24 protein-coding genes, 4 pseudogenes and 1 other annotated feature are annotated in these 26,876 nt (G+C 35.7%); of the genes and pseudogenes, 23 read left to right on the plus strand and 5 right to left on the minus strand.

Going from position 1 to position 26,876, the window contains the following annotated elements; translation table 11 throughout:
- The first annotated feature begins 127 nt into the window (after positions 1-127).
- From allD to B3D94_RS19420, 11 genes are all read left to right on the plus strand, one after another.
- The gene (allD, locus tag B3D94_RS19370; RefSeq protein WP_069481390.1) at positions 128-1,177 is read left to right on the plus strand and encodes an ureidoglycolate dehydrogenase; all 1,050 of its coding nucleotides are present in this window, start codon (positions 128-130) and stop codon (positions 1,175-1,177) included.
- An 18-nt stretch (positions 1,178-1,195) separates the two neighbouring features.
- Positions 1,196-2,950 carry an acyl-CoA synthetase FdrA gene (locus B3D94_RS19375; RefSeq protein WP_291759549.1) on the plus strand — a complete coding sequence of 585 codons (1,755 nt, stop codon included), beginning with the start codon at positions 1,196-1,198 and terminating at the stop codon, positions 2,948-2,950.
- Positions 2,950-4,215: a DUF1116 domain-containing protein gene (locus tag B3D94_RS19380; protein WP_069481392.1), complete on the plus strand. Its 1,266-nt coding sequence runs from the start codon at positions 2,950-2,952 to the stop codon at positions 4,213-4,215. Before B3D94_RS19375 ends, B3D94_RS19380 begins: the two co-directional genes overlap by 1 nt.
- Positions 4,212-4,982, plus strand: coding sequence for a DUF2877 domain-containing protein (locus B3D94_RS19385; RefSeq protein ID WP_291759554.1), 771 nt, complete (start codon positions 4,212-4,214; stop codon positions 4,980-4,982). The genes B3D94_RS19380 and B3D94_RS19385 overlap by 4 nt, the downstream gene beginning before the upstream one ends.
- A 5-nt stretch (positions 4,983-4,987) precedes the next feature.
- Positions 4,988-5,920, plus strand: coding sequence for a carbamate kinase (gene arcC, locus B3D94_RS19390; RefSeq protein WP_258270144.1), 933 nt, complete (start codon positions 4,988-4,990; stop codon positions 5,918-5,920).
- An 836-nt stretch (positions 5,921-6,756) separates the two neighbouring features.
- Positions 6,757-7,356 (plus strand): nitroreductase family protein, encoded by a 600-nt coding sequence (locus B3D94_RS19395; protein ID WP_291759558.1) that lies wholly within the window; start codon positions 6,757-6,759, stop codon positions 7,354-7,356.
- A gap of 349 nt (positions 7,357-7,705) precedes the next feature.
- The gene (locus B3D94_RS19400) at positions 7,706-7,831 is read left to right on the plus strand and encodes a hypothetical protein (protein WP_291760760.1); all 126 of its coding nucleotides are present in this window, start codon (positions 7,706-7,708) and stop codon (positions 7,829-7,831) included.
- A 171-nt stretch (positions 7,832-8,002) separates the two neighbouring features.
- Positions 8,003-8,216, plus strand: a binding site (T-box leader).
- 127 nt (positions 8,217-8,343) lie between these two features.
- Positions 8,344-9,624, plus strand: coding sequence for a serine--tRNA ligase (gene serS / locus B3D94_RS19405; RefSeq protein ID WP_291759561.1), 1,281 nt, complete (start codon positions 8,344-8,346; stop codon positions 9,622-9,624).
- Between the two features lie 338 nt (positions 9,625-9,962).
- Positions 9,963-10,115, plus strand: coding sequence for a hypothetical protein (locus tag B3D94_RS19410; RefSeq protein ID WP_291759564.1), 153 nt, complete (start codon positions 9,963-9,965; stop codon positions 10,113-10,115).
- A gap of 30 nt (positions 10,116-10,145) precedes the next feature.
- Positions 10,146-10,490, plus strand: a complete 345-nt coding sequence (locus tag B3D94_RS19415) for a hypothetical protein (RefSeq protein WP_291759567.1) — start codon at positions 10,146-10,148, stop codon at positions 10,488-10,490.
- A 130-nt stretch (positions 10,491-10,620) separates the two neighbouring features.
- Complete coding sequence (locus tag B3D94_RS19420) at positions 10,621-10,962, plus strand: hypothetical protein (protein WP_291759570.1); 342 nt, start codon at positions 10,621-10,623, stop codon at positions 10,960-10,962.
- A 277-nt stretch (positions 10,963-11,239) separates the two neighbouring features.
- Here B3D94_RS19420 and speD read toward each other — a convergent pair whose 3' ends face one another.
- The 3 genes and pseudogenes from speD to B3D94_RS19435 all read right to left on the minus strand — a co-directional run.
- Positions 11,240-12,745: an adenosylmethionine decarboxylase gene (gene speD, locus B3D94_RS19425; RefSeq protein ID WP_083244675.1), complete on the minus strand. Its 1,506-nt coding sequence runs from the start codon at positions 12,743-12,745 to the stop codon at positions 11,240-11,242.
- Positions 12,746-12,976: 231 nt separating this feature from the next.
- The gene (locus B3D94_RS19430) at positions 12,977-13,099 is read right to left on the minus strand and encodes a hypothetical protein (protein ID WP_291759574.1); all 123 of its coding nucleotides are present in this window, start codon (positions 13,097-13,099) and stop codon (positions 12,977-12,979) included.
- Positions 13,100-13,139: 40 nt separating this feature from the next.
- A pseudogene (locus tag B3D94_RS19435) lies at positions 13,140-13,322 on the minus strand (IS3 family transposase); the annotation flags it as partial.
- A gap of 1 nt (position 13,323) precedes the next feature.
- Between B3D94_RS19435 and B3D94_RS19440 the strand changes: the two are divergent.
- The 11 genes and pseudogenes from B3D94_RS19440 (at position 13,324) to B3D94_RS19490 (ending at position 22,207) form a co-directional block, all read left to right on the plus strand.
- Entirely contained in the window at positions 13,324-13,551 is a 228-nt protein-coding gene (locus tag B3D94_RS19440; protein WP_254664361.1) for a DUF1259 domain-containing protein, read from the plus strand.
- A 682-nt stretch (positions 13,552-14,233) separates the two neighbouring features.
- On the plus strand, positions 14,234-14,809 hold the full coding sequence (locus tag B3D94_RS19445; protein ID WP_291759577.1) for a sigma-70 family RNA polymerase sigma factor: 576 nt from the start codon (positions 14,234-14,236) through the stop codon (positions 14,807-14,809).
- Positions 14,799-15,836 carry a hypothetical protein gene (locus B3D94_RS19450; protein ID WP_291759580.1) on the plus strand — a complete coding sequence of 346 codons (1,038 nt, stop codon included), beginning with the start codon at positions 14,799-14,801 and terminating at the stop codon, positions 15,834-15,836. The genes B3D94_RS19445 and B3D94_RS19450 overlap by 11 nt, the downstream gene beginning before the upstream one ends.
- Before the next feature lie 235 nt (positions 15,837-16,071).
- The gene (locus tag B3D94_RS19455; protein WP_291759583.1) at positions 16,072-16,575 is read left to right on the plus strand and encodes an MFS transporter; all 504 of its coding nucleotides are present in this window, start codon (positions 16,072-16,074) and stop codon (positions 16,573-16,575) included.
- A pseudogene (locus B3D94_RS19460) lies at positions 16,565-16,756 on the plus strand (tyrosine-type recombinase/integrase); the annotation flags it as partial. The gene B3D94_RS19455 and the pseudogene B3D94_RS19460, both read left to right, overlap by 11 nt.
- A gap of 241 nt (positions 16,757-16,997) precedes the next feature.
- A pseudogene (locus B3D94_RS19465) lies at positions 16,998-17,753 on the plus strand (alpha/beta fold hydrolase).
- Positions 17,750-18,595, plus strand: coding sequence for a DUF2785 domain-containing protein (locus tag B3D94_RS19470; protein WP_291759586.1), 846 nt, complete (start codon positions 17,750-17,752; stop codon positions 18,593-18,595). Before B3D94_RS19465 ends, B3D94_RS19470 begins: the two are co-directional and overlap by 4 nt.
- A 4-nt stretch (positions 18,596-18,599) precedes the next feature.
- Positions 18,600-18,911: pseudogene (locus B3D94_RS19475) on the plus strand (nucleotidyltransferase domain-containing protein); the annotation flags it as partial.
- Between the two features lie 112 nt (positions 18,912-19,023).
- A complete protein-coding gene (locus B3D94_RS19480; RefSeq protein ID WP_291759589.1) occupies positions 19,024-19,311 on the plus strand; it encodes a hypothetical protein in 288 nt (95 codons plus the stop codon).
- Between the two features lie 412 nt (positions 19,312-19,723).
- A complete protein-coding gene (locus tag B3D94_RS19485; RefSeq protein ID WP_291759592.1) occupies positions 19,724-20,290 on the plus strand; it encodes a TetR/AcrR family transcriptional regulator in 567 nt (188 codons plus the stop codon).
- 57 nt (positions 20,291-20,347) lie between these two features.
- Positions 20,348-22,207 (plus strand): alpha/beta fold hydrolase, encoded by a 1,860-nt coding sequence (locus tag B3D94_RS19490; protein WP_291759594.1) that lies wholly within the window; start codon positions 20,348-20,350, stop codon positions 22,205-22,207.
- Positions 22,208-22,824: 617 nt separating this feature from the next.
- Here the strand turns inward: B3D94_RS19490 and B3D94_RS19495 are convergent.
- Both B3D94_RS19495 and B3D94_RS19500 read right to left on the minus strand, forming a co-directional pair.
- Entirely contained in the window at positions 22,825-24,234 is a 1,410-nt protein-coding gene (locus tag B3D94_RS19495) for a VanZ family protein (RefSeq protein ID WP_291759597.1), read from the minus strand.
- 465 nt (positions 24,235-24,699) lie between these two features.
- Positions 24,700-25,020, minus strand: a complete 321-nt coding sequence (locus B3D94_RS19500) for a general stress protein (RefSeq protein WP_069481407.1) — start codon at positions 25,018-25,020, stop codon at positions 24,700-24,702.
- 784 nt (positions 25,021-25,804) lie between these two features.
- On the opposite strand from B3D94_RS19500, the gene B3D94_RS19505 reads away from it, so the two are divergent.
- The gene (locus B3D94_RS19505) at positions 25,805-26,659 is read left to right on the plus strand and encodes a M23 family metallopeptidase (RefSeq protein WP_069481408.1); all 855 of its coding nucleotides are present in this window, start codon (positions 25,805-25,807) and stop codon (positions 26,657-26,659) included.
- Positions 26,660-26,876: the final 217 nt, after the last annotated feature.

Here is a 26,876-nt window from a genome sequence, read left to right on the forward strand (position 1 = left end):
AAGTCTATTATCTCCGATAGTTAACCAAAGATAAATTAGGCATCTTAGTTACAAAAAAATTTCTAAAATAAAATTCTGATTATTTAGAATCTGAGTCAAAATATTAATTAAATGAGGAGTAAACAAGATGCGTGTATCTAAAGAAGAACTATTTAATTTAATGAAGCAAAAGTTTATAAAAGCTGGATTAAATGAAGGAGCGGCACATGATGTTGCAGACGTATTAACATACGCTGACCATAGAGGTATTCATTCACACGGTGCTGTACGTGTTGAATACTATTCTGAACGAATTGCAAAAGGCGGGATTACAAACAATCCCAACTACACATTTGAACAAACAGGACCAGCATCTGCGATCTTTAATGGGGATAATGGTCCAGGTCACCAAATAGCAAAACAAGCGATGGAAAAAGCGATTGAAATGGCTAAAAAATCAGGTGTTGCCGTTGTTGGTATGAAAAATATCTCACATAGTGGTGCTTTAGGTTACTTTGTTGAAATGGCAGCAGAACAAGATATGGTTGCTCTAAGTATGTGTCAATCAGATCCAATGGTCGTACCGTTTGGCGGAACTGAACCTTATTTTGGGACAAACCCAATTGCTTATAGTGCACCATCTGCTGATGACCGCATCATTACATTTGATATGGCGACTACTGTCCAAGCATGGGGCAAAATTTTAGATGCAAGAAGTAAAAATGCATCGATTCCAGATACATGGGCTGTGGATGCTACTGGTGCACCTACGACGAATGCAAGAGATGTTCATGCACTCCTGCCAATTGCAGGTCCAAAAGGATACGGCTTGATGATGATGGTAGATATTTTATCAGGTAGTCTTCTAGGAGTCCCACATGGTATACACGTGTCTTCTATGTATCAAGACTTAACTAAAGGACGCGATTTAGGTCAAATTCATATCGTCATTAACCCTGCCTATTTCACAGATTTGAATGCTTTCAAGCTACAAATTACAACAATGCTCAATGAATTAAAAGCACAGCCCGCAGCAGAGGGTTATGGAGAAATTTATTATCCAGGTGAACGCGGTATATTAAGAAGTAAGGAATATGATAAGGAAGGTATTGAAATCGTAGACGACATTTACAACTATCTTGTGTCAGACGACGTTCATTACGATCGTTATCATGGGAAAAATAGATTTGCAGAATAATAAAATTGGAGGATCATCATGTTATACACAATTATAAAAGAAAACACTTATAAAGACTCCATCGTGTTAATGCTTTTATCCAACAAGTTGTCTGCAATTGATGGTGTAAACAAAGTATCGATCATGATGGGAACACCAGCGAATAAGGACATTTTTAAATCTTCTGGCTTAGGCACGGATGAATTAGAAAAAGCAAAGCCAAATGATATTGTCATCGTTGTAGATACAGAGCAAGAAGAAAAAGTAGACGAAGTGAAAGAAGAAGTAGAAATCGCTTTAAAAGGTGATTCAGATTCACAAAATACGTCTAAAGATCAAGAAGCTCATAACTGGAAACGTGCAATGGAGCTTGCGAACAATCCAAATTTAGCGTTAATTTCAATTCCTGGTCAATATGCTGCAATGGAAGCGGAAAACGCATTGAACGAAGGTTTACATGTGTTCATGTTTAGTGACAATGTTTCGAAAGAAGACGAAGTGAAACTAAAACAAAAAGCGCATGAAAAAGGGTTATTAGTGATGGGTCCAGACTGTGGTACTGCCCTTATTCACGGCGTCCCCCTTGCTTTTACAAATAACGTCAACGAAGGCGATATAGGTATAGTTGGGGCATCAGGTACAGGGATTCAAGAAGTCACAACAATTATTGACCGTTATGGTAAAGGTGTTACGAATGCTCTTGGAACAGGTGGACGTGATTTATCGACGGAAGTTGGTGCCATTACGATGTTAGATAGCATCAAAGCGTTAAATCAAGATCCAAAAGTAAAAGTCATTACAGTGATCTCCAAACCACCTGCGGAGGAAGTACAACGCAAAGTATTAAACTTATTAAGAAATATTGATAAACCAGTTGTTACGCTATTTTTAGGTGACAAACCTTCCTACCAAGAAGAGAACATTTATCATGCTTATACACTTGAAGAAGCAGCAGTTGTAGCTGTCCAATTATCTAATGGTGATAAACCGAATTTTGAACCGACAACAGCTGATGTTAACGTTGTATTAAAAGAATCACAAGTTGGTATTAAAGGTTATTATTCAGGCGGTACATTAGCATCTGAAGCGGCTATGCTAGTGAGAGATGCGTTTAAAGATACAATGACTGAAGAGAAAAGCGAAAGCTATGTTTTAAAAACAAACACTCATGAAATCATTGATTTAGGTGATGATGTTTATACAAAAGGTAAACCACATCCGATGATTGATCCTGAAAAACGTATCGAAATGCTTGAAAAATCTATGAACGACCCTAAAACTGCAGTCATTATGATTGATAACGTGATCGGTAACGGTGGTCATGAAGATATGGCTAGTGAGCTAGCACCAACAATCAAACGTATTTTGGATAGTGCACGTCAAGAAGGTCGTCAGCTTGCAGTGCTTGCAACGGTTGTAGGTACAGCACAGGACATTCAAGGTTACGATAAACAAATTGCCATTTTAAAAGAGAGTGGTGCAATTATTTGTAAGACAAACGATCAAATGGTCCGCACAGCTATCCAACTTGTAGGCGGTAAAGTGGAACAACCAATTACTGATGTACAAAAATTTAACTATACAGAAGAAAGCTTAATAGTGGATGAGAAAATTCTGTCATTCATCAATATGAAACCAAGCGTTATCAATATTGGGCTAAAAAGCTTTACGGAAGCTGTTCAAAACAGTGGCTCAGAGTGTGTTCAATTTAACTGGCGCCCAATTGCTGGTGGCGATGAGAAGTTAATGAAAGTACTTCAATTCTTAAACTATTATGAAGGAGGTACAATCTAATGGGATACAAAACAATAAATGAAGCGAATGAAGCCGTTATCCAGAAGATCATAGCAGCAGCACCATTTTTAACGGATGTTGTACCTGCTAAATCTGTGATTCCTGAATTAGAAGAGTACGTGCTATTACATGCTGGACCTCCAATTAAATATGAAAACATGACAGATCCTATGCAAGGTTCCTGTGTTGGTGCAATCCTTTTTGAAGGATGGGCAGAAGACGAAAAGAATGCACGTGAATTACTTGAAAACGATAAAATCAAATTCATTCCATGTCACCATGTGAATGCAGTTGGACCAATGGGTGGTATTACTTCCCCTAACATGCCAGTCCTTGTTGTTATTAACAAGGAGAGTGGTAACGAAGCGTATTGTCAAATGAACGAGGGGATTGGTGCAGTATTACGCTTCGGTGCTTATAATGAGCAAGTCATCAATCGTTTACACTGGATGAAGGATGTATTAGGTCCAGTATTAAGTAAAGCCTTAAAAACATTTGATGGAGGCTTGAACGTCAACGTATTGATTGCTAAAGCTATTGCAATGGGTGATGAGTTCCACCAGCGTAATATTGCAGCTTCACTTGCATTTTTAAAAGAACTGTCTCCAGTAATTGCTTCATTAGATAACGTTGAAAAAGATCAACGTACAGAAGTAATCCAATTCTTAGCTGACACAGACCAATTTTTCTTAAATATTGCTATGGCGACAGGCAAAGCGATGATGGATGCAGCACGTACCATCGAACACGGTACAGTTGTTACCGCAATGTGCCGAAACGGTGAAAACTTTGGTATCCGTATTGCCGGTATGGGAGACGAATGGTTTACTGGTCCTGTTAATACCCCGCAAGGATTATATTTCACTGGTTACTCAGCAGAAGATGCAAACACAGATATCGGTGATTCAGCGATTACAGAAACAATCGGTGTCGGAGGTATGGCGATGATTGCAGCACCTGCAGTAACACGCTTTGTTGGTTCGGGTGGATTTAATGATGCACTTGAAACAAGTAATCAAATGACTGAAATCTGTATTAGCGAAAATCCGAACTTTGTTATCCCAACTTGGGACTTTAAAGGCGCATGTTTAGGTATCGATGCACGGAAAGTTGTTGAAACAGGGATCACACCAGTTATCAACACTGGTATTGCCCATAAAATTGCGGGGTACGGACAAATTGGTGCCGGTACAGTACATCCGCCAATTGAATGTTTTGAGAAAGCCATCACAGCATATGCTGAAAAGCTAGGATTTAAAGGATGATTTTACAAGCAAGTGCGGTTGGTTCAATCGCACTTCAATTATTGAGTGAAGGAAAAACCTTTACCGTGCACAGTATGTTTGAAAAAGGTTTAAATATGGTTGATCAAGATGGAGAATTGATATTTGTTGGTACCGATGAAAATGGGACATTTCCGTTCGGGATCCTGCTTGATCCTCAAACGAGACAAACAGTAAAGACCAATATTAAGGTAGGCGATACATTAATATTTCGTAATAATCGTCTTTTTCATAACCACTTCGAAATGGTGTTTAATATAAAAATAATACCGTTAGATATGGATTTTGAACATGCAAATATAAATAAATTGAAAGAAAATTTTAAATTCATTTCATTTACATCATACGAATCATCAGATTTTGAACGAGCACGTGTATTATCCTTGATTAATCGATTACAAGATCCAACCCAAAATCTTGACGAGACATTCCGTTATTTTATTGGGCGTGGACAAGGCTTAACACCAACAGGTGATGATATATTAGTCGGTATATTGTACGGACATTTTATTAAAAATTTTATCGAACATAAACATCTAGAAACACTAAAAGCTCTTATCAAGGAACCTTTAACAACCATTGTCAGTAAGCGTTTCTTAACCTGTGCTATAGACGGTGTATTTAGTTCGAAGATTACAGCATTGCAACATGATCCATCTTTAGAAAGCATGAACAGTCTTATAAAAGTAGGATCATCATCTGGGATGGATACGTTATATGGCATTTACTTGTCATTAACTAAGGAGTGAAAGAAATGGGAAAAAGTGTAGTTATTGCTTTAGGTGGTAATGCCATTTTACAGCCGAAACAAGAAGCAACTTATGATAATCAATTTAAAAATGTAGTGTCGGCAACAGGCCATATGGTGGAAATTCGAGAAGCGGGTCATAACATCGTCATTACACATGGTAATGGTCCGCAAGTGGGGAATATCATTGCCCAAAATGAAGCTGCGAAAAATGTAGTCGAACCACTACCAATCCATGTTTGCAACGCAGAATCACAAGGTTTCATTGGTTATATGATGGAAACAGCTTTAAAAAACCATATGAAAGAACGTGGCATAGCTACAAATGTGGTTACATTGTTAACGATGGTTGAAGTCGACAGGGATGATCAAGCTTTTAAAAATCCGACTAAACCAATCGGTGTATTTTTCTCGGAAGAAGAAGCGAAACGTTTAGAAGAGCAAGGCTTTACTATGGCAGAAGATGCTGGGCGAGGATATAGAAGAGTTGTCCCTTCACCAGAACCAAAAGTGATTCATGGTATAGATGAAATTAAACGTTTAATTGATGAAACGATTGTTATTTCATCTGGTGGTGGCGGTATACCTGTATATCGTGAAGACAGTGGTCAATTACATGGTATTGAAGCAGTCATTGACAAAGATCGTTCAGGATTAAAGCTAGCGCAACAAGTGAATGCAGAAGTTTTCATGATGCTAACAGATGTGCCAAATGTCTATATTAATTTTGGTAAAGAAAATGAGCAAAAGCTAAGCCACATTACCGTAGCAGAAGCTGAACAGTATGTTGCAGAAGGACAATTCCCGGCAGGTAGTATGTTACCAAAAATGCAAGCAGCTATAGAATTTGCAAAATTAGGGAAAGAGTCAATCATTTGTTCAATCGATCAAGCAGTAGCTGCATTAGATGGAAAAGCTGGTACACGTATTACAAAATAAGTTTAACGTATGGTTCAAGAACCATCATCCATTAAGTTTGCAAAGTCATGAAGTGAGTAATCACGGTCTATAGACGTTGCAAACTTTTTGACGCTTCAAAAAGTTTTTCATTTGTAGAATTAGTGTGGAAAAGGAGTTTGAGACATTCTATGATTTCCCAGCCATTCACACACTATTAAGTGGTGTGTTTTTCAATAGAAGAGAAGAAAAGAATCTGGAAAACGTGAAGGAGAAACAAGTAGTTGATTTTGTTGAGGAAAAGACGAGGAAAATAGTAAATTAGTAATTTTTTTCACATTCCCGAAATGGTTTTGAAACTTAATGAAACGAAAGACCTCATAGTTAAAAAATTACTTAAACTTTGAGGTCTTATTTATATACCACATAAATTAACTTATCTTCGTTATCGTTAACATCATTACTTAAGCAATAGTAATTTAATGGAATAATTATTGATGAGATGGACTGGGAGAGTAACACCTTTCAAGCACAAGAGGCAATTGGCAGAACATCTAGTGTACTGTTCTTGGTATGGATGTTGTTTAACATAGTCAATATAAGTTGATTTTTTATTAAACAAAATTATCGAATCTTTTCTTAAATTTACTTCTGAATACTCTTACTTTTGTTTGGGCAATATATTTTTGAACATTAAACGTGATTATATAACTTTCAATTCTTTTTTGATTTAAAAGTAGGCGTGACGGACAGGGGTTGCAGTTCTATTTGGTGGAGGTCTTAGAAATAAAATGGCCATTTGAAAATTCTAAATAAAGATTTGGTAAGTAAAATTCTCGAAGCACGAGGTACAATTTAAATTTCAGGAGGAAAAAATTATGACAAAAGATTTCTACACTACACTTAAAGAAAGACGTTCTTACTACGGAATTAGTAAAGAGATAAAAATATCGGATGAAAGAATAAAAGAAATTGTAGAATTTGCTGTGAAATATACTCCATCAGCATTTAATTCCCAAACAGCGCGTATTGTTGTCTTATCTGGTGACGCACATAATAAATTATGGGACATCACCACGGAAACATTAAGAAAAGTAGTTGGAGATCAAGATTTTTCAGGAACTCAACAAAAAATGGATTCCTTTAAGGCAGGTTATGGGACAGTATTATTCTTTGAAGATCAGGCTGTAGTTAAATCGCTTCAAGAGCAATTTGCACCCTATGCTGAGAACTTTCCAATTTGGTCAAATCAAGCATCAGGTATGCACCAATTAGTCGTATGGGCGGGATTGGAAGCAGAGGGATTAGGAGCTTCTTTACAACATTATAATCCACTAATTGATGATGAAGTGAAAAAAGAATGGAATATACCTAAAAATTGGAAACTTATTGCACAAATGCCCTTTGGTAACCCAACGGTAACACCAGGTGAAAAAGATTTCCGACCACTTGAAGAGCGAATGAAATTTTATAAATAATTAATTACAATATATCCCACACCATGTATCAAACCAGTACCGTAACGGAACTGGTTTTTTTGTACGTAGAAACATTAATTTCTTTAAATAATTAGGCTTATTCTTATCACATATCTCATATTCGTGATAAATGGAAAGGGGGTTTTTAAATGAGTATCAATTGCTTAGAGCAAGGGTATAAAAGTTTTTGTTAAGTTTCATATTACTATTGTACGTCTCTCCTTATAAATGAGAAGAACTCATAATCATAATAAACATACAAATAGTTGTAAAATAGCAAGCTAAACGTAAAGTACTATTGCAGAAAGGCCAAATAATAAAAAATTTATCATAGATAGGAGAGCAAAAAATGGATATCTTCCTAGCAATTTTACCAGCTCTGTTTTGGGGAAGTATTGTGCTCTTTAATGTCAAGCTTGGTGGTGGTCCCTCCACTAAGTTATTTAACCTAAAAGGTTTTTTCTTTAGATATTAAATGGTACATTCTTCAACAATCAGGCGCAATTGCAGTACAATTATTGTTCCAGAAACGGGCAAGATTGAGAAGTATCTTGTAAAGGCATTATGGGTTATAGAATAATTTGTATCCTATGGTATGACTTGAAAAATATGTTTTAATATAGTACAGTAGGTTAAAATTTAATAACTGAACACGATGATGGGAAGTAGTAGCAAGCACGTTTTTTTAAGAGAGTCAGCGGTTGGTGGAAGCTGATAAAAGCACTTGTGAATCCGTCCCGGAGTTGCACAGTCGAAGTCAATGAAGTAGGCTGTTGCCGGCTGAAATGCCGTTATGAAGTAAGTGGATTAGGTATGCCTAATCAATTAGGGTGGCAACGCGGGTAGCTCTCGTCCCTTTTTAGGGGTGGGGGCTTTTTTGTGTTTATTTTTATTCAAAATGGAGCTATGCGAATAGCCTGCAACGCTATTTCACCAAGACTTAATGGATGCAACGATTCTCATCATTAAACTACTGGAGGTATGACTATGTTAGATATTAAACGCGTACGCGATAATTTTGCGGAAATTAAAGAAATGCTATTAACACGTAATGAAGATTTAGGAAACTTAGATGACTTTGAAGATTTAGATGCAAAACGTCGTGAGTTAATTGCTAAAACAGAAGAATTAAAGGCAGAACGAAATAAAGTATCTGAACAAATTTCAGTGATGAAGCGCAACAAAGAAAACGCAGATGAAGTGATTGCTCGTATGCGTCAAGTGGGCGATGAAATCAAAGAACTTGATATTCAATTAAATGATGTGGAAGAGCGCTTTAAAGATATGATGATGCGCCTGCCGAACGTTCCTCATGAATCTGTACCAGTGGGTACAACAGAAGATGACAATGTTGAGGAATATACATGGGGTGAAATTCCAGCATTTGATTTTGATATTAAAGCACACTGGGATATAGCTACAGATCTAAAAATTGTGGATTTTGAACGTGGCTCGAAAGTAACCGGTAGTCGATTCTTATTCTACCGCGGCCTTGGGGCTCGCTTAGAACGTGCGTTAATGACATTTATGATGGATTTACATGCAGAAGAGCATGGCTATGAAGAAATGCTGCCACCTGTCATTGTTAATCGTGATAGCTTAACGGGTACTGGAAATCTCCCTAAGTTTGAGGAAGATTTATTTAAATTAGAGGAAACAGATTATTTCATGATTCCAACGGCAGAGGTACCTGTAACAAACTTCTATCGTGAGGAAATTTTACTAGCTGAGGCTTTACCACAAGGCTTTGCTTCTTATAGTTCGTGCTTCCGTTCAGAGGCAGGCTCTGCGGGTCGTGATACACGTGGTTTAATCCGTCAGCACCAATTTAACAAAGTAGAATTAGTACGCTTTGTAAAACCAGAGGAGTCATATGAGCAGTTAGAGCTGTTAACGGGTCATGCTGAAAAAGTACTGCAATTACTAGGTTTACCATATCGTAAATTAAAAATGTGTACAGCCGATTTAGGCTTTACTGCTGCGAAAAAATATGATTTAGAGGTTTGGATTCCTGCACAAAATATGTACCGTGAAATTTCTTCTTGTTCAAACTTTGAGGACTTCCAAGCACGACGCGCAAATATTCGCTTCCGTCGTGACCCAAATGCAAAACCAGAATATGTTCACACATTAAACGGTTCAGGTCTTGCGATTGGTCGTACAGTTGCCGCTATACTAGAAAATTATCAACAAGCCGATGGAAGCGTAGTAATTCCTGAAGTTTTACGACCACATATGGGTGGAAAAGAAGTAATTGCCCCAAAATAAATAACGGGAAAAAGCGATTTTTGATATCCTTAACAGGTAATCGTATTGCCTTTTATCGATTTAAAGATACTTTTAATAGTCGCCGTGGAATAAAAAAGTGCTTTATTACTTTAAGGAAATTTAGCTAGATTAAAAAAGATGTTACTTTAAAAAAGGTGGGGAGCATTAGAAAAAATTTAGAAATGACATTTTACAGCTCTTACACATATTCCACTATTCCACAATCGGGCGCTTTTCTGAAATAAGGAAAGCGTCTTTATTCATGGAAAGGGCCAGATTGTTTAATTGTTAAACCAAATTTTATATATGGTAAAATTATGTTATAAAGAAGGGGTTGCATGAATTTTTCTGGAGATATGGTTGGATTGTTGTTTCCGTTAACACCCATATTGTTAGTAGCGAAACTATTTAGATGGGTTCAGATCATTTGGGTAAATATTGAAATCCAAATTGAACAAAACAAAGAAATCATCTCTTTACTAAAAAAATAATAGAGATAAGATAAGAGGAGATAAAAAGCAATGATTGAACAATGTAAATGTGATGAAACATATGATTTAAGAGTAGAAGCAGATATCGGGGCTGATGCTATATGGTGTAATAAATGCCTCTGTAACTTTGAAATATCATATGTTCCAATTTCCATCGAACTGCAATCGGAATTAACAAAATGGATATTAAAATATGGTGAGTGGATTGATTGGGCTAATGATGGAATAGTTTCTAATGGGATTGAACTTGAAGAAATACATAATCAACAAGGATTAAAGCTAACGGAAAAAGTAAAGAAGGAACTTGAAGGGAAATACAAAGTTTCATTTTCCTCTTCTACATTTGCAAAAAGGCATGCAAACAAAAAGAAGTAAACTGCTATTACATAAACGGACGATTTTCTGAATTTAGGAAATCGTCTTACTTCATAAAAAGGGGTGGGTTTGTTAATAAGAAACTAGTTGGATAATTGTGGTAATATATGAATTAAGGAGGATAGATACGGTGAATATATTTCCATTTTTAGGGTTAATTGTATTAATATTAGTATTTGGATTAGCTGGCTTATTAAGCCCCCAAAATAAAATGAACTCCTCTAAAAAGAAGGTATATCTTTTAAGTCTCATTTCAACTGTTATTTTTGCTTTCATACCTACGGGTGGCTATCAAGTCGATAGTAATGGGTATCTTTACTTCGGTTTTCCTGCTGAGAGTTTTGTATATCGTGGCGGATTAGTTTTCACATTTAGTTCTTTGGGATTATTATTTAATTTTTTTCTGTTTTATTGGTTTTTTAAGCTATTACTATATCTATGGAGAGTGTTAAAGGTACAAGTAAAGATGTAAATTCAGACTTATATTTGTAAATCATCTTATTTAGCTAACGGAGCAGATTAGTTGAAGAGTGGTGTTTTTCATGTGTTCAACAAACGGGCGCTTTCCTCGAATAAGGAATTTAAAGGGCGCTATTCTGTAGTAGGGTAAAGTATATCCTTTTGCAACTAATGATGGCTTTTGTTGAAGATTTGAAGATGAAATAAATTAAAATGGCTTGATTCTTTTAGTGAATCAAGCCATTTTCTTTGTCGAAAAAAGCAACAATATATATGCTAATTGGGGTAATCTATTTACCTCGATGTACGTAATGTTGTGTGGTATTTCCTGCATTAAATTGATCAGTAATATATTGTACAGCCTCTTGTAGCGCTAATTTACTGTTACAAGTGAAAACATCTATTGCCGCATAGCCATACTCTGGCCACGTATGAATCGTTAAATGTGATTCTTGTATAATGACTACACCGCTAACCCCGTAAGGTGAAAAATGATGGAAATGTTCGGTCACAATAGTTGCTTTTGCTTTATGGGCAGCTTGACACATAATCTTTTTAATGTGTTGTACGTCATTGAGCAATGCATCATTGCAATCATGCAACTCTAATAAAATATGATGCCCTAATGCGTGCTGGGATTGTGATTTTTTTACTGTTCTCTTAATTTGTGAAAACTTGTTATTTTTGCAATTCGGACAACCACTGGATTGAAGCTGTGTAATCGTAGTGTATTCGTTGCCAGTGCCTACTGTAAGTGAGTTCTTACAATGATTACACTGATAAACAACAGATTTCTTCTCAATCTCTCCTGTGTAAATTGGTCGCGTAAATTTACGCTGATTAGGAATATAAGGAATCATTTGCTCTGTAGTTTGTAATACGAATAACTGACTTGTAGCACCTAAAATCTGCGCACCTTCATAGTTGTTTATGTCGTAATGAATATTATTAATCACAAAGCCCATAGCATATAAGCTTTGCTGTAGCTCCCAATGCTTTTGATAACTACGTTTGGCATAGGAAAAAAACACATGCCGCATTGCTTCTGGCTTTAGTGCATTAATTGCACGAGATAAAAAGAGCTGTGCGCCAATCAAGGTATACGGTGTATCTGTATATACGCAATCAAACTGGTCAGCATATGTTTCGGGCAAAGGCTCCTGAACGTTATAATAATCTGTTGTAATCGAAAGCTCATAGTCTTTAGCTATTTTGCTAATAGTACTTAAAACTCGTCTATCAATATCTAATACAACAATTTTAGTTGCAGAGTGTGGAGCGATTTTCTTTATTAAAAATGCTAATGCAATACTGATGAAATCATCATCGCCTAAACACAAAATACGCTTATTGAGTAGCATCGTATAGTCTAGTGCCAGCAATGCACGTTTTAAGGCAGTCTCAACTGTACATTTTGCTTGATCAATTGCCACGTCAGCTATAGGCCTAGCCTCATAAATAGTGCTTAATTCGCTTATATTTTGTGAAATCCATTCTATTCGAAATGCATCATCTGTCGTTAATTGTAGGTAGAGTTCAGCATCGGCACCTGAGAGTTTGAAATATTGCATAACGGCTAGCTGGCCTTTTTTCGTTAAGCTATGTTTACCCCAACCTTGTTTGGCAAATTCTTTCTTCATAGCTGAAACGATAGGTATTGGTAAGGCTGTCATATAAGCTAAAGATTTAGTTGTACAATTATTATGGAAATATAAAGTAAGTAGAGCTTTCTCTAATGTATGGTAATGTTCTTCAAGCTGCATATCAGCTGTAATTTGTTGTAATAGTTTTTGCATTGTAGATTCGTCCTCTCAATTTTAATAAGTAAAAAATTAAAATTGTCTAAATCAACGAACAGAAAAAGCGCGACTAAAATTAGTCGCGCTAAAGGTTTATACTAGCCTACTAATTCTAATCTTGCTTTTTTTGCACAACAAATAACACCCATATTAGGTGGTTTTGTTCAACAAAATTTAGCTATAACGTTGATTTAGATTAGAATTCTACAGTAACAAAAAGTTCACCCTTTAATAAAATAGTACTTCAACTATAAAATAGACATAGTAATTTGGCAAGTTATATTTATCGTTACCCTTTATTAAGCTAATGGATACTTTACTTTGATAACGATATTCAATAATCGGGCGCATTTGGTAGTGACCCCTTAAAGTTAGAGTTTTTATTATGCAGCTAAATTGGCTGGTAGTTTCGGTAATTTACTGGACTCATGCCGGCCAGTTTTTGTTTAATGCGATCATTATTATAATAACTGATATACTTTTCTATTTTCTTTTGTAATGCTTCGTATGAGATTGATTGTTCTCCGTAATACATTTCCTGTTTTAGTAAACTAAAGAAGTTCTCCATGGCCGCTATGAAAGAGCTTCAAAGGCGAGGTCTTATTGTTACAGCAGTGCATAATCATTGGCTTTTTGATAATCCTAGATTAATGTACATGCATTGGAGAACGTTGGGGATCCAACAGATTTTGCAAGAAGAAGTTTTAATGCTGCTGTTGCAGCAGGCTTATTCAAAAAGTAAAAGGGATACTATCTTAAACTTAGATGAAGTTTATTGGTGTATAAACAACGAAGCTCAATAGTATGTTCCTGTTTTCCACCATGTCTTTTAAGAGGCTACTAATTTGGTAGCCTCTTTTTTTCCATTGTAAATTGATTTATTTCGCCAATAAAGGGAGCCTGATATTCAATACTCACTTTTTGGTATAAGTCAATTCTTAGTACATCGTAAGAATGTTTATGAAACTGGCACTGATAAACGTTCAACGTTTTGATAAGTGTTGAATTAAAATAAAGATTAATGATTGATAAAAAAGAAGCGAAGTTCGCGATTTTTATAAAAAGTTGCGATGCTTCACCTCTTTGGATAAGGATATTTCAAAGGGTAATAAAGTTTGATCATTTTTGATAAATTCTGTTTTTTATTAGCCTTTTGATACTCTTTTATCATCTTAAAAAAGTTAAGGAAAAAGATGGATGTGCCAAATAACTTTTATCGCCATCTAAAAAATATTAGAATCCCCAAGTAACCAGCAATAAGAAACGGCGAAATTAAAATGAAATAAATCACCATGCTATGACCTAGACTGAAAAATATAGCAATAGACAGACCACGGGTGGCCTACGGGTCGTTGTACTCCTGATTGTCTTCCTGATCGATGGCCGCCGACACTCAGCCGTTTGCAAAAAAAAAAACAAAGAACCGAACCTTTTTTTGATAGAGAGACAATATAGTGTGTAAGCTTACTTAGGAGGACCCTCTGAATGCAAAATGAATATATGTACCAATTACTCCAAAAAATGAAAGAAGGTGATCAACAGGCGTTTCGTACGATGTATGATGCCACCTATCAGGACGTCTACCGGACAGTCTCCTTTCTGGTGGATCATCAGCAGGATCGGGAAGATGTCATGAATGAGATATATATGCAAATGTGGACCTCACTTGCTAACTATGATACGAACAGACCTTTCCACTTCTGGCTAAACGGCTTGGTAATCCGTCAAGTGCAAAGATTTCGGGTCAAGAGCTGGCGGAGATTCCGAATTTTTGAACGCATCCGTGCCTTTTCTCGGGAAGAGCCTCATTGGGATCAACCTTCTGTGTTGATGGATGGGACGAAGCAAATGATAACACAGGCAATCCAAAAACTGACCGATAAACAACGATCGGTGATTGTCCTCCGCTTTTTTCACGACTATAAACTTGAGGAAATAGCGACATTGCTCGAAATTCCGCTGGGTACGGTCAAGTCCAGGTATCATGCTGGCCTTCAGGTGCTTCGAAAAAACTTAAGTAATCTCCCCCCAGAAAGGATGGAAGAAATCAATGCCAATTGAACGCAAAATCCGTGAATATCTGCACAAAGAGGCAGAAACTATGGAGTGCCCTCCGGCCATTTCCAAACGAATAGAACAATCCTATTCTCAATATTTCCAACGAAAAAGGAGCGAAATAAACATGAAAAAACGATTAATTAGTGGATTAGTTGCTACTGCGATTTTGATTCCAACCGCAGCATTTGCTGCCCCAAACCTGATTGAAATGCTTACTAGAACACCAATGACTGTTGAACAAGTCAAGGTGGATGAGGTTGGCAAAGCAACACTAGAGAAGCTGTATAACGCATTTCCCGAAACAAAATCGTTTGAGATTATCAATGCAAGCGAGGTACAAGGTGTCCAAACAAGCATCATACTGCAGGAAAAAGGAGGAATGGGCAAAAAGATTTCCCTTCATACAAACGGTATTACGGGTGCGATTGAACACGTGAATCAGGAGAATTGGGAGCCAAAGGAGAAACCACTCACTGCCTTAACCGAACAGGAAATCAAGTCAAAGGTAGATTATCTAATTGATAAAATGTTTGGCAACATCGAAGAGTACGAGTTTGCTATGGAGCAAATGGAGAACCCAGATCAAAAAACGTTTATGTTGAATTACATCAAAAAGGGATCAAAAACACCTTTCTACCAGGTATTTGTTCAAGAAAATACAATCAGTGTTTCTCTAATCGGAGGTGAGACTACACCTTCAAACATTAAAGTAGAAGGTTTTTTCTCTACAAATGGTAAGCCCGATTATACTGCTGATTCCTTTTTAAACGATGAAAAACTGTTTTCTTTACTAAAAATTAGCCCAACAAAATTACAACAAGAATTAGCAAAAGGGAAATCTGTTGTCGAGATTGCCGCATCTAAAAATGTCTCTAAACAACAAGTGATTGATGTGATTGCACAAACACAGGCTGAAGGACAAATTCAAGGTGAAAATAATGACGATGTTCCTTCAAGTGAACAAATGATGAAAGCTGTAGAACCGAAAGTATTACAAGTTATTGAACATAAAACTGAAACGCCATGGTAGTAATAACAAATCCTAGGCGGTTGAGGTTGGCAAAATATCGCTTGAGTACATCTAATTCAATGGTTGTTTCTTGAATATGAATTTGAATGGTGGCATGAGGGGCGTTTAATCAAACTTCATTACAAGCCTGAACTTAAACAAATGCTCCTTTAGTACAACTAGGGTTTAAAAAATAGTCAAACTTTTTTATAAAGAATTTAATCTGAGCATGTTTTGATCAATCTTTTTTCAAAACATGCTCTTTAGATCTATTCAGACCTTATTAATCTTCGGTGTGTGTATGTTCGTGAGTGGTTCCATTATTGGTTCCATAGCAAATCAGTATATCTTTGTGATCATTGCAAGGATTATTCAATCTACTGGAGGTAGTGCTTTCATTGCCTTGTCCATGATTATCGCCAATCAATATATGACAGCCTCTAAAAGGGAACTGGCATTAACGTTAATTAGTGGATGTTTATCATTAGGTTTAGGAATAGAATTTTTAATTGGCGGCACGTTTACTTTCTTATGGGGCTGGCATTCTTTGTTTTTATTGATGTTGTTGGTGGTCCTGACACTAATCGGGTTATTTATGTTTATGCCTTCAGGGTATGCCGACAAGAAAAAAGTTACCCGTCCTTTTGACGTCGTCAGGTTATCATATTTACTGATTTTCGTTGTGTCGTTTATTCTGGGTGTTAAAATGAATGGCTATCTCCTTATCATAACTGCTCTGTCAGTAGTTAAATCGCGCTAGTATAAAAAAGAGTATACATCCGCATTAATTACGACACAGCTATGCAACGCATATGATTAATAACGGTGCGCCAATTGATGTCATTCAAAGTTTACTGGGTCATGAAAAGAATGAGACTACAAAGATATACGCTCAACTAAACGAAAAGCTAAGACAAGATTTATACAGTAAATACTTTTAAAAAACTTTTATTCAATTAAGACACTCATGTAGAAATGGGTGTTTATTTATTATAGGGCCAGATTGTTGAGGAACGTTTTCGATAAATTGGATATTATTATTGAAATATAGAGTAAGATTGTGAGATTCTCACTTTAACTGACGGAGAACTTTGGCAAATTATTACTGAGTTGCATAAATGGTCCACTTTTATATTGTAGAAATAATAATGTAAAGCTTATAATTTTATTAGGTGATTAAAAGTGACGATACAATATAAAAAGATAATCAATTTCTATGATAGGCGTATACTGTTCAATAAATATCATAAAAGTACACCCAGCGTAATCTTTATTGCAGGGTTAGGCGATAGCCATGAAACATGGAAAAAGGTCCAAGACCGAATATCGGATGAAACGTCAACCTAGTCCTATGACAGGGCGGGTATTGGCAGTAGTCAAGACCTAGCTGTCCCGCGAACTTGCTGTGATCTTGTTGAGGAGCTCTCCGAATTGGTGCAAGCGCTTGACGTGGAGAAACCTTATATATTAGTAGGCCATTCCTTTGGTGGATTGGTCGCCAGATTGTATACCAGTCTTTATCCGCTGGACATCTGTGGTATGGTTTTGGTTGACGCTGCACCGGAATATAAAGAACTTGCCTATGAAAAGGTTCTACCAGAAAATCTACTTGCAGGAAATAGGGAATATTTCGAGAATCCCATGTTGAATAGTGAGAAAATTGATAAAATACAGAGTTATAAGCAAATTGTTGATTATTCAAAACAAAGTGACATTCCTCTCTCAATTATTACAAGAGGTTTACCCGATACTAATGAAGATGGATGGCCCTCGCAAGAAATATTAGTAATTGAACAAAGTCTACAAGCAGAATTCCAATGGCTGTCAACGTCAAGTAAGTTCCGGATTGCTAGTCGTAGTGGACATTATATACATCATGATGAGCCTGATATTGTAATTGAAGAGATTTTATTAATGTTAAAGGAGATGGGAAAGTGAGCGAAATAAGGTTGAAACTTATGGAGGATTTACAAAGAATTGAGGAGAATGAGTATCAGTTAGGCGAAGGTGAACAGCATCAAGATTTCTTACCTTTGTTACTTCAATATATTGGCGATCCTCAGCCGGAATTGCGGGATAACTTGATTTATCCGATGTTTTATATGTGGATTAAGGAAGAGAATAAGTTCAGTGAAGAGGAGTTGCGTAGTCTTTTAACTGTTCTGACTGATGAGAACCATTTGTTCTATAATATTGGCAGCGAGGAGGATCAGTCAGTTTTTACAAGAACGTTTTCTGCCTTGCCAATCGCTTTGATTATACAACGCCACAGACAGAATCCATTTTTAAATCAAGAAGAAATTGAGCAATTAATGCAAGTAATGCTCCGTTATTACAATGAGGAGAAGGATCTGCGGGGTTACCTTTCTGTAGGAGGCTGGGCTCACAGCGCGTCTCACGGTGCAGATGTTTTTGTTGAGTTGGTGCAGTGCGAGGAGAGCAGCGTTGCAATGCTACGTGAGGTTCTTGTCGCTATTTCTGGCATGCTACATAATGGAATACATATTTTTAGTGATGAGGATGATGAGCGGTTGGTCAATATCGTGGATACGATGATTGATCAAGGGTTACTTCCACATCAAGAAATTGCTGATTGGATTAGCTGCTTAGCGCAATGCTGCAATTTGCCGAGAAGTCGCAGTCAGGTAATTGCTCGCGTGAACAGCAAGAATTTTTTACGCAGTCTCTATTTCAGAAGGGGACAAGATAGCCGAGGGAAAGAGCTTAATACTGCCATACTTGGCACTGAGGCAAAATTAAACAGGTTTTCTATCAGTTAAAGGTTTAACTGATGCTCTGGATGATTTTATAGGTTGTAATAATCGTGCTGAGGAACTATTTATTGCCAACTCATTAGCTGATCTTGTTCATGAGTTCGTTTTAAGAACTAATGGATATTGGATAGGTTCTTCGAAATGGATTATACGTGCCCTGAAGCATTATGATATAAAATTTACGGAAGAATTCATTGAGGCCTTCGATGACTTTTATAAAACTGGTCAGAAGAGAAAGGATATTCAACTAACTGAAATTGTTTCAGAACCATTTGGCGGTCGACTATTTGAAGGTTTTTCGTTAGGAAAGGAAAAACTATAAAATAACATTCTCTAAACAAACGGGCGCTTTCCTGGAAAACTAGGAAAAGGTCTTTGTCTTTATTTGGACACGGTGTTATTGAACACTGCATTCATTAGGAGGAGGCATTGTTATGGAAATATACTGGGTAAACGGTCAATATCAAGAAGATGAGCGTATTTTTGATTCTCAGTTCGAAGTTTATGAATGGACGGACTCATTATATCAAGATTTTTCAAATGGTTTTTTAAGAAAAGAAAATATCGGTTATGCAACTCCTGATGTAAATGTAATTGATTGTTTAACGGAACTTATACCACAATGGGCGGAATACACAAATGTACATGTAACAATGCACAGAGATAAGATTGAGGTAGACGGTAAAGAAATATATAGATTTTGGACTTCATATAGTGGATAAAATTATTCCACAAACGGGCACGATTGTGGGGCAACACAGATAGAAAATAATCCAACTTTTTTATAAAACCTAACTTAAAACTGCTAAAGAAGAATCCCTTTTGATCAATCTTTTTTCAAAAGGGATTCTTCTTACTTTAACGTAAAATAAAGATTTGCGAGGCATTTTTGCTCAAACTTTACTCAAAACAACACCTGTCTCTACACGCATTGTTTATTCTGGAGTGGGAGAAGTTAGTGTTTATATATATCAAGTGATTGTAAAGGGAAAGGTATTGCCTCAAAGCTCTTTAAAATAGCAGTAAAATCAATTAACGTTAGCTTTTTTGCTCAATTTTTTATTAAACTAACAAAAATACTTGCGACACCTATTGTAGTACTGTATAGTACTACTTATGACAAGAGTAAAATTAATGAATCAAAAACGTGTGATTGAAGTAGCTGCAACATTATTTTTAGAAAAAGGGTTTGCTTATACAAGTATGGATGAATTAGTTCGTGTAAGCAAAGTTTCAAAGTCTAATGTGTATTATCATTTCTCTAATAAGGAAGAATTGTTGGAAGGGGTCGTTGATTATTGGATTGAAATGTATCAAACTGCAATTGATGGCTTACTATCTCAAAACCAATTATTAGTTGAAGATCGTATCCAACTGTTTTTAAAGCAATTATCACAAGGAGTTCAGACGAGAGAATATCAGGGGAGCTGTCCATTTATTACGCTTTATATTCAAAGTCCTACAAATGCCACAAAAGTAAAAGAAAAAATAGGTCTTTTCTTTATAGGATTACAAACGAAAGTTTCTCTATTCCTTAAACAAGGAGTAGAGAATGGCGAATTTAGAAAGACAATTAATATTGACGAGGTTGCATCTCTTTTTATTACAAATCTTGAAGGCGCGCTATTTATTTCAGAAACACTGAAGGATGCAACTGTAATCATGAAAACAGCAGATCATTTTTTTAACTTGCTTCGATAAAAGAAGCATTTTTTTTACATCAAATTAGTACTAACTAGTACTAAAAGGAGGATTTATATGAGAACAGTATTTTTAACAGGTGGAACAGGTTTTATTGGAAAGCAATTAGTGAAGGAATTAGCCAAAGAAGAGCAAGTTACAATTCTTCTATTAGTGAGATCGAAAAGTAAAGCAACACGCATTTTTCAAGAAAGAGGCATCTTAAAAGAGGCAGTGATGCAGTTTATTGAAGGTGATTTAACGAAAATAGACTTAGGTCTAAGTGCTGAAGATAAGGAGTTGGTATTGAAAACGGATGTGATTATTCACGCAGGTGGTCCCATGGATATTCAAGCGACAAGTAAAGAGGCAGCTTCCGTATTTTTGAATGGTGCCCAACATATTAGTGAATTCGCTAAAAATATTCACCAATTGAAGGGATTGCAACAATTTATTCATGTTGTAGGTTATATGAGTCCCTTTGATGATAAAAATAGCAAGATTGCGATAGATGTGTTTAAAGAAGGAAACGATTTTTTGAAAATAAAAAATCCATATGAGAGAACAAAGTTTTTAGCAGATCTTTATATCCGTCAGCAGGCATCAACAGTAGGTTATCCGCTGTCTGTCATTAATCCGCCAACTGTGGTCGGTAGTAGTAAAACAGGGAGTACAGAGCAGATAGCAGGATTAGGTTTGCTTGTGACAAGTATGCGAAGAGGGCTCATGCCAGTGATTCCTGGAGGTAAGGGATATAGGTTGCCACTGATTTCAAACGATGAGTTTGCGAAGTTTATTGTGCAGGTTTTCAAATTGGGGCAGCCGGCTATTCAAACATATACACTTGTTGAAGACAAAGAGAACGATCCGAACATTGCTGAATTATTAAGTGTTATGTCGGAAAGTATGAATATGAGGGCACCAAAAATCTCTGTTCCAATGCCGCTTATGAAAACAATAATGAAAAGTGGAGTAAGTAAAATAACAAACATTCCTTCTGATGGATTGAATTTTATGACAAAACGAACATTTTCAAATGTTTCGGTGAAAAACATGATGGGGGGAGATTGGTTTAAAAAGACGAGTGTCATGAACTTTTTCCCTGCCGTAGTAGCTGATCTGGATTATCGATTGATGTATCAAAATGGTGAGCAGCATCATTTTTTTGAGCGAACATTATGCGATAACAATACCCTTTACCAATCACAAGGAGAGGATAAACCGTTTATTTTATTACATGGTTTATTAAGTGATGGAGAGGATTTATTTCCTTTAGGGAAAGAACTTCATGAAAAAACGGGTCGACCTGTATGGATCATGGACCTTCCAGGTTTGGGACGTTCTCCTTCTAAACGAGGGAAAAATCTTTTAGATATCTATTTGAATGTAGTGAAAAATTTATTGGAGAAAGCTACTAACGGTGCCCATCTAATTGGTCATTCATTTGGTGCCTATATTCTTTTGGAAGCATTAGTACAAAAGTACATAGATAAGAAGTATACAATTACTTTACTTCAGCCACCTGTTGCTAAAAAAAATGCTAAATCGATAAATGTTCCTCCATTTATGAACAAATGGACATTGAAATTGGCAACTACTAATTTGATAGAGCGATATTTATTAAGTAATGGTTTATTTGAAAGTATAGAGAGCATCCCTGAACATTATATTGAAAAAATAATTAAAAGTTTTACTTCTCCTAGAATTTTAAATACTACCGTTCAGCTTAACAATTTACTATCGAAAAACGTTCAAGGTGATTTCAATGAAGTAACAAAGTATAATCTTCACATTATTTGGGGGGATTCTGACAAAGGCTATTCTGCTCCTTCGCATCTGGGTAAGGTTGATTTTGTTCCATATGGTCATCATTTTCCTCTTAACCATCCGAGTGAAACGGCTAATTTGGTAATAAAAAATAGTAGCACTAGCAGATGAGCGTGTGGGATAAATAAATAGCGTGTAGTAAGATTGTGCCAAAAAAGGATGAGATCTTGTCTCAGGTGATAAAAACTATCTGACCTTTTATCAGGAACATTATTAATGGAAACTCCCGTTAAAAGCAGCATAAAGCTATTTCACAGAGTTCTTTTTGAGTAAATAGAAGATAATTTGAATTTGAAGACCAACAAAAATTGGTCTTTTTTTGTAGAACCGGTCAATCAAAATCTCTTTTATTTATAAAAATGCTGGCTTGTGTAGTTTTATAGAAACATTTGATCATTTAAAACAAAGTTCGATCATTTATAATAAAATTTGTTTAAACATCCTGTGTTTATATGCAGGATGTTTTTGTTCAACAAACCGGCCAGATTGTTAAGGGACAGTTATTTTGCAAGTACAAACGAGGCTTTGCTAAGGTTATATATACTGTAGACTGGAATTCGTAAAGTATTTAGAAAGGTGGTGTTGTTAATTGGAAAACAAAGAAACCTACCTTATAGTATTAGATAAAGAAAAATATCTTTCAATAAATGACTAGTATGAACAAAAAACCCGAATAGCTACACTTTTTCAGTGTTTACTATTTGGGCAAGTTCGGTTCGGTTTTTTATTTACTGAATAGCTGAGATTAATACTTCAATTATGTAGTCTGAATCATTTACAATGCAGGTAAATACATATACGGGCTGATAATAACCTTTTGTATCATAAGTATAGGTTAGGCGAACATCCGTTATCGTTAATGTATCACCTTTTTGTAAAGGATTGTATGTGCTAAACTCTCCGGTTACCAATACATTGTATGCTTGCTGTTGTGAAATTAATTGCTTTTTGGCAACCATTTCATTGTCACTGATGTCAAATAATATGTCGGGTACTTGCTGATTAAAAAGACTAATCAAAACCAGACCCTTAGAGAAATCTTCACATGTGGATTGTAAATTCTCTGGTTCAGCTAAATCCCATCGAATTGTACGTTCATCTTGCTGCTGATAGATAGCGTTATTAGGTAATAATCCTTCATTTTTTAACCAATTTTCTAAAAGTTGCTTTTGCTGTTTAACATCAACTTTTTGGGGGGCATCATTTATATTATCGAATGATAAGGACCAAGAACCATTTGACATGAAATAAGTTAAATAATAGGCACTGCCTTCATCGTCTTGAAATGTAAATATACGATTATCCACTTCAATCCGTATGCCACCTTGTTGTTTCAAATTAAATTGTTTAGCAATGGATTGGGCAATTAATTTTCCTTTTTTTATATCATTCACATCTTTATTGTAATAAACACATGCGTTAGGTGATTTATTGGAAAGTTCAGTTTCCAGTTGCATCTGTATGTGTTCCATATTTTGCTTTTGTGCAGGTTTGAATGGCAGATTCCCAAATTCTTGTGCGTTATATACCATATTTGCTACGCCAAATAACGTAATAAAAACTAGTGGAATAGAAATAGCTTTCACAATCGGTATGAATGTTAATTTTCGTTGTTCGGTCCATAAAATGAATACCATCACGATAAAGTACCCTGCTAAACTCCCAATGGTATTATGCAAAAGGTCGTCTAATTCAAAAATCCCTTTACCTGTAATCAATTGGGAAATTTCAATACACGACGTGAAAGTAATTGATATGACGAGTACACGCCAAAATGATTTGTTTTTATGATGAATCAACGGTAATAGGGCGCCTAACGGTACAAACATTAACATATTAAAGATGATTAATTGAAATTCAGTCAGTGACCACTTGTTCCATGCATTTACATAACTGGTGAATAGACTGAAATTAATCTGTTCTGTATATTTTGCCCCTCTACTAAGAGTAGTGATTCCAAATACAACAATGAACCAACAAATTAGTAAAGTGATGAAAACAAATTTAGAAAGGTGTATTGGATACTTCCCCTGATAAAATTTTCTATATATTAAGTATCCAATTATCAAGATTATGATCATAAAAATAGAATATTTTACATACGGTAAAAGACCCGATACTATACTAATTAAATCCATTGCAACGTAACCTCCTAAATAATTTGATTTGTTCATTGTAGCAAGTAATTCTTAAGGTTTTTTAAGTATAAAACTTAAGATTTTATGAAGTATGTTTAGTTATTAAGTATTTAATAATGGCTGTTTTTAAAAAGTTCGTTGTTATTCGACTAATAGGGGCTTTACTTTAACAAGCAAAAGACTAATCACCGACTTGATATTCGGCAAAAGGGCGCTTTCCTGGAAACAAGGGAAGTGCCTTTTTAATTAGAGTCGAACTATCAATATTTTTTTAGTTTGTTGAATATCCTTGTATAGTAAAATCTTTCATTGAACATAATGTCCTCGAGCAGATCATTGACAATAAAGAAGGATGGTTTTTTTACTGACTTGGTTGAAAGGCTATCTGGAATACAGAGTCCACGGAATACGAGGAGGACTTGTAAAATGAAAAACAAACCCGGGATTGGATTCCCGGGTTTGTTTTTACTTATTGGCAACTATGACCAATTTACCTGTATCCAGTTCCTTTTCGAATTGAGCAGCTTCCGATTCACTTAATCCGACAGAAGCTAACTTATTGCGGAGTTCATCTCCACGGGAATTCACCAGGTTCTTCATAGAAGTCAGGAACCCTTGCTCGCTAATACCAGCTTCCTCTGTCCCGAGTGCTTCGTTAATATCATCTTCACGCTCTTCATAGTGCGCAAAGATGTAAATGTTATCTCGAAGATATCCTTGCGCTTCTAATTTCTCCACTTCTTGTTTCGCCTGTACTACGTTTTCTACTGTCAATTTGACTGTCATTATTTATCCCTCCTATATATGTTCACATTCAATCTATTCCACTAAATTGAATGAATAAAACATCTTTTTAGTTTTTAATTATGTTAGACTGGCATTAACAACTAATGGAATACTAATGAACAACTCGAAAACATTGTAAGTTTTTATTCTATAATTGGGCACTATTCTATTTAGGGATTGTACCTTATTCAAGAATAGGGCGCGATTCTGTAATAAGGATCAGTGCTCGTTTTCATTAAAGGGCCAGATTGTGGAATAACGAATTTAAATAATTTGAGGGAATTATGTTAAAATAGGGGTCATTGTGTTCAACCAATTAATACCTACATAAGAAGGAGTAAGATAATGCGCTCTACGAAATTAATGTTATTTGGTATCTCAATAATGATAATCTCATTATTTATTCAAAATGAAGAAGGAATTAGATTTTATGGTAACGAGATATTTATATTAGCTTTTGGTTTTATCTTGACACTAATTGGATTCTTTATTAAAGGTAAAAGTAATAACAGTTAAAGTATATATCCTAAAACGAGAATTAAATAATGAACTTCCACAATCGGGTGCTTTCCTTGAATAGGAGAGTGTCCTTTTTTCATGAAAGGGCCAAATAGTGTAACAACAGTTTTTGATAAGTAGCAAACTACGCTTTGGGAAAATTTCTTCACCTAACGATGCAGGTTTGTTTAATAGTGAAACTTTATTCTTTCAGATTCGTACTTAAAATATAAGTGAAAATTAAACCACTTATGTTAAATACAGTTAACTGTATCTAGGAGAGAAAATGATGAAGCCAAAAGACTTATCCGATGTTTTACTTAGTGGAAACTTTGAGAAAGTGTACAAACAAATAAGCGAATATTTTCAAAACGAAGTATCCTTAAAGCAGTTTCAGGAGTTATGTGAAGAATTTAATAAAGATATTACTAAATTTATATTACAGTCTGAGCTTCCTTACGATAACGGGGCAAAACAATATGTATGGACTGATGATAGTGGTACTAAAGGAATAATTGCAGTTTTTGACGTAGATTACGTTATACAGGCATTACAGCTGATTCCACTAGCTGTTCATCACGAAACAGATGAAATTTTCACTAAAACAAATTTACATTTACCTTTTCGAGACGAGTGGTTCGTATTTTGGGGAGGTACGAACAAGCTGGTAAATTACCATTATGAATTTGAAAATCAACGCTATGCTTATGATTTTGTAATAATGAATGAGAATAGGTCCTACAAAAGTGATCCAACCTTAAATGAAAGCTATTTTGCATTTGGCAAGGAATACCTGGCACCTGCTGATGGAGTGGTTGTTAGTATGGAGAATAATGTAGAAGACAATCGACCAGTTGGTACATTTAATGAGGAACAACCTTTAGGTAATTATGTTATTCTTGATCATGGAAATGAGGAATTCAGTTATCTTGTTCACTTTAAACACCAGTCAATTGTAGTGAAGCAAGGGGATAAAGTAAAGCAGGGTGACTTGCTTGGACTCGTCGGAAATTCAGGGAATTCCAGTGAACCTCATATCCATTTTCATGTAGCTGACTCTCCAAACCCCATGAATTCAAAAAGTATCCGTATCAACTTTAACGGAAAGAGGGATCTCATTCAAGGGAATTTTGTGAAATAAATCCTTTTTGAATTAGAAGGTAGCTTTATATAAACACTACAGGGGTTTTAGTTGAAAACAATCTTCAATAATCGGGCGCAAATGTGGAAGATCAAAGGTAGAAAATGATTTTATAAAAACCAAACTTAAATCTGTTGTAAAATATAGGTTTGTGAGGTGAAAAAATAATAATTTGATTTTAATTGTACTTTTAAGGAGGCGTTGTCGATGAGAAATT

Origin of the sequence: Lysinibacillus sp. UBA5990 (genome assembly GCF_002429815.1) — a bacterium.
Taxonomy (GTDB): Bacteria; Bacillota; Bacilli; order Bacillales_A; family Planococcaceae; genus Lysinibacillus; species Lysinibacillus fusiformis.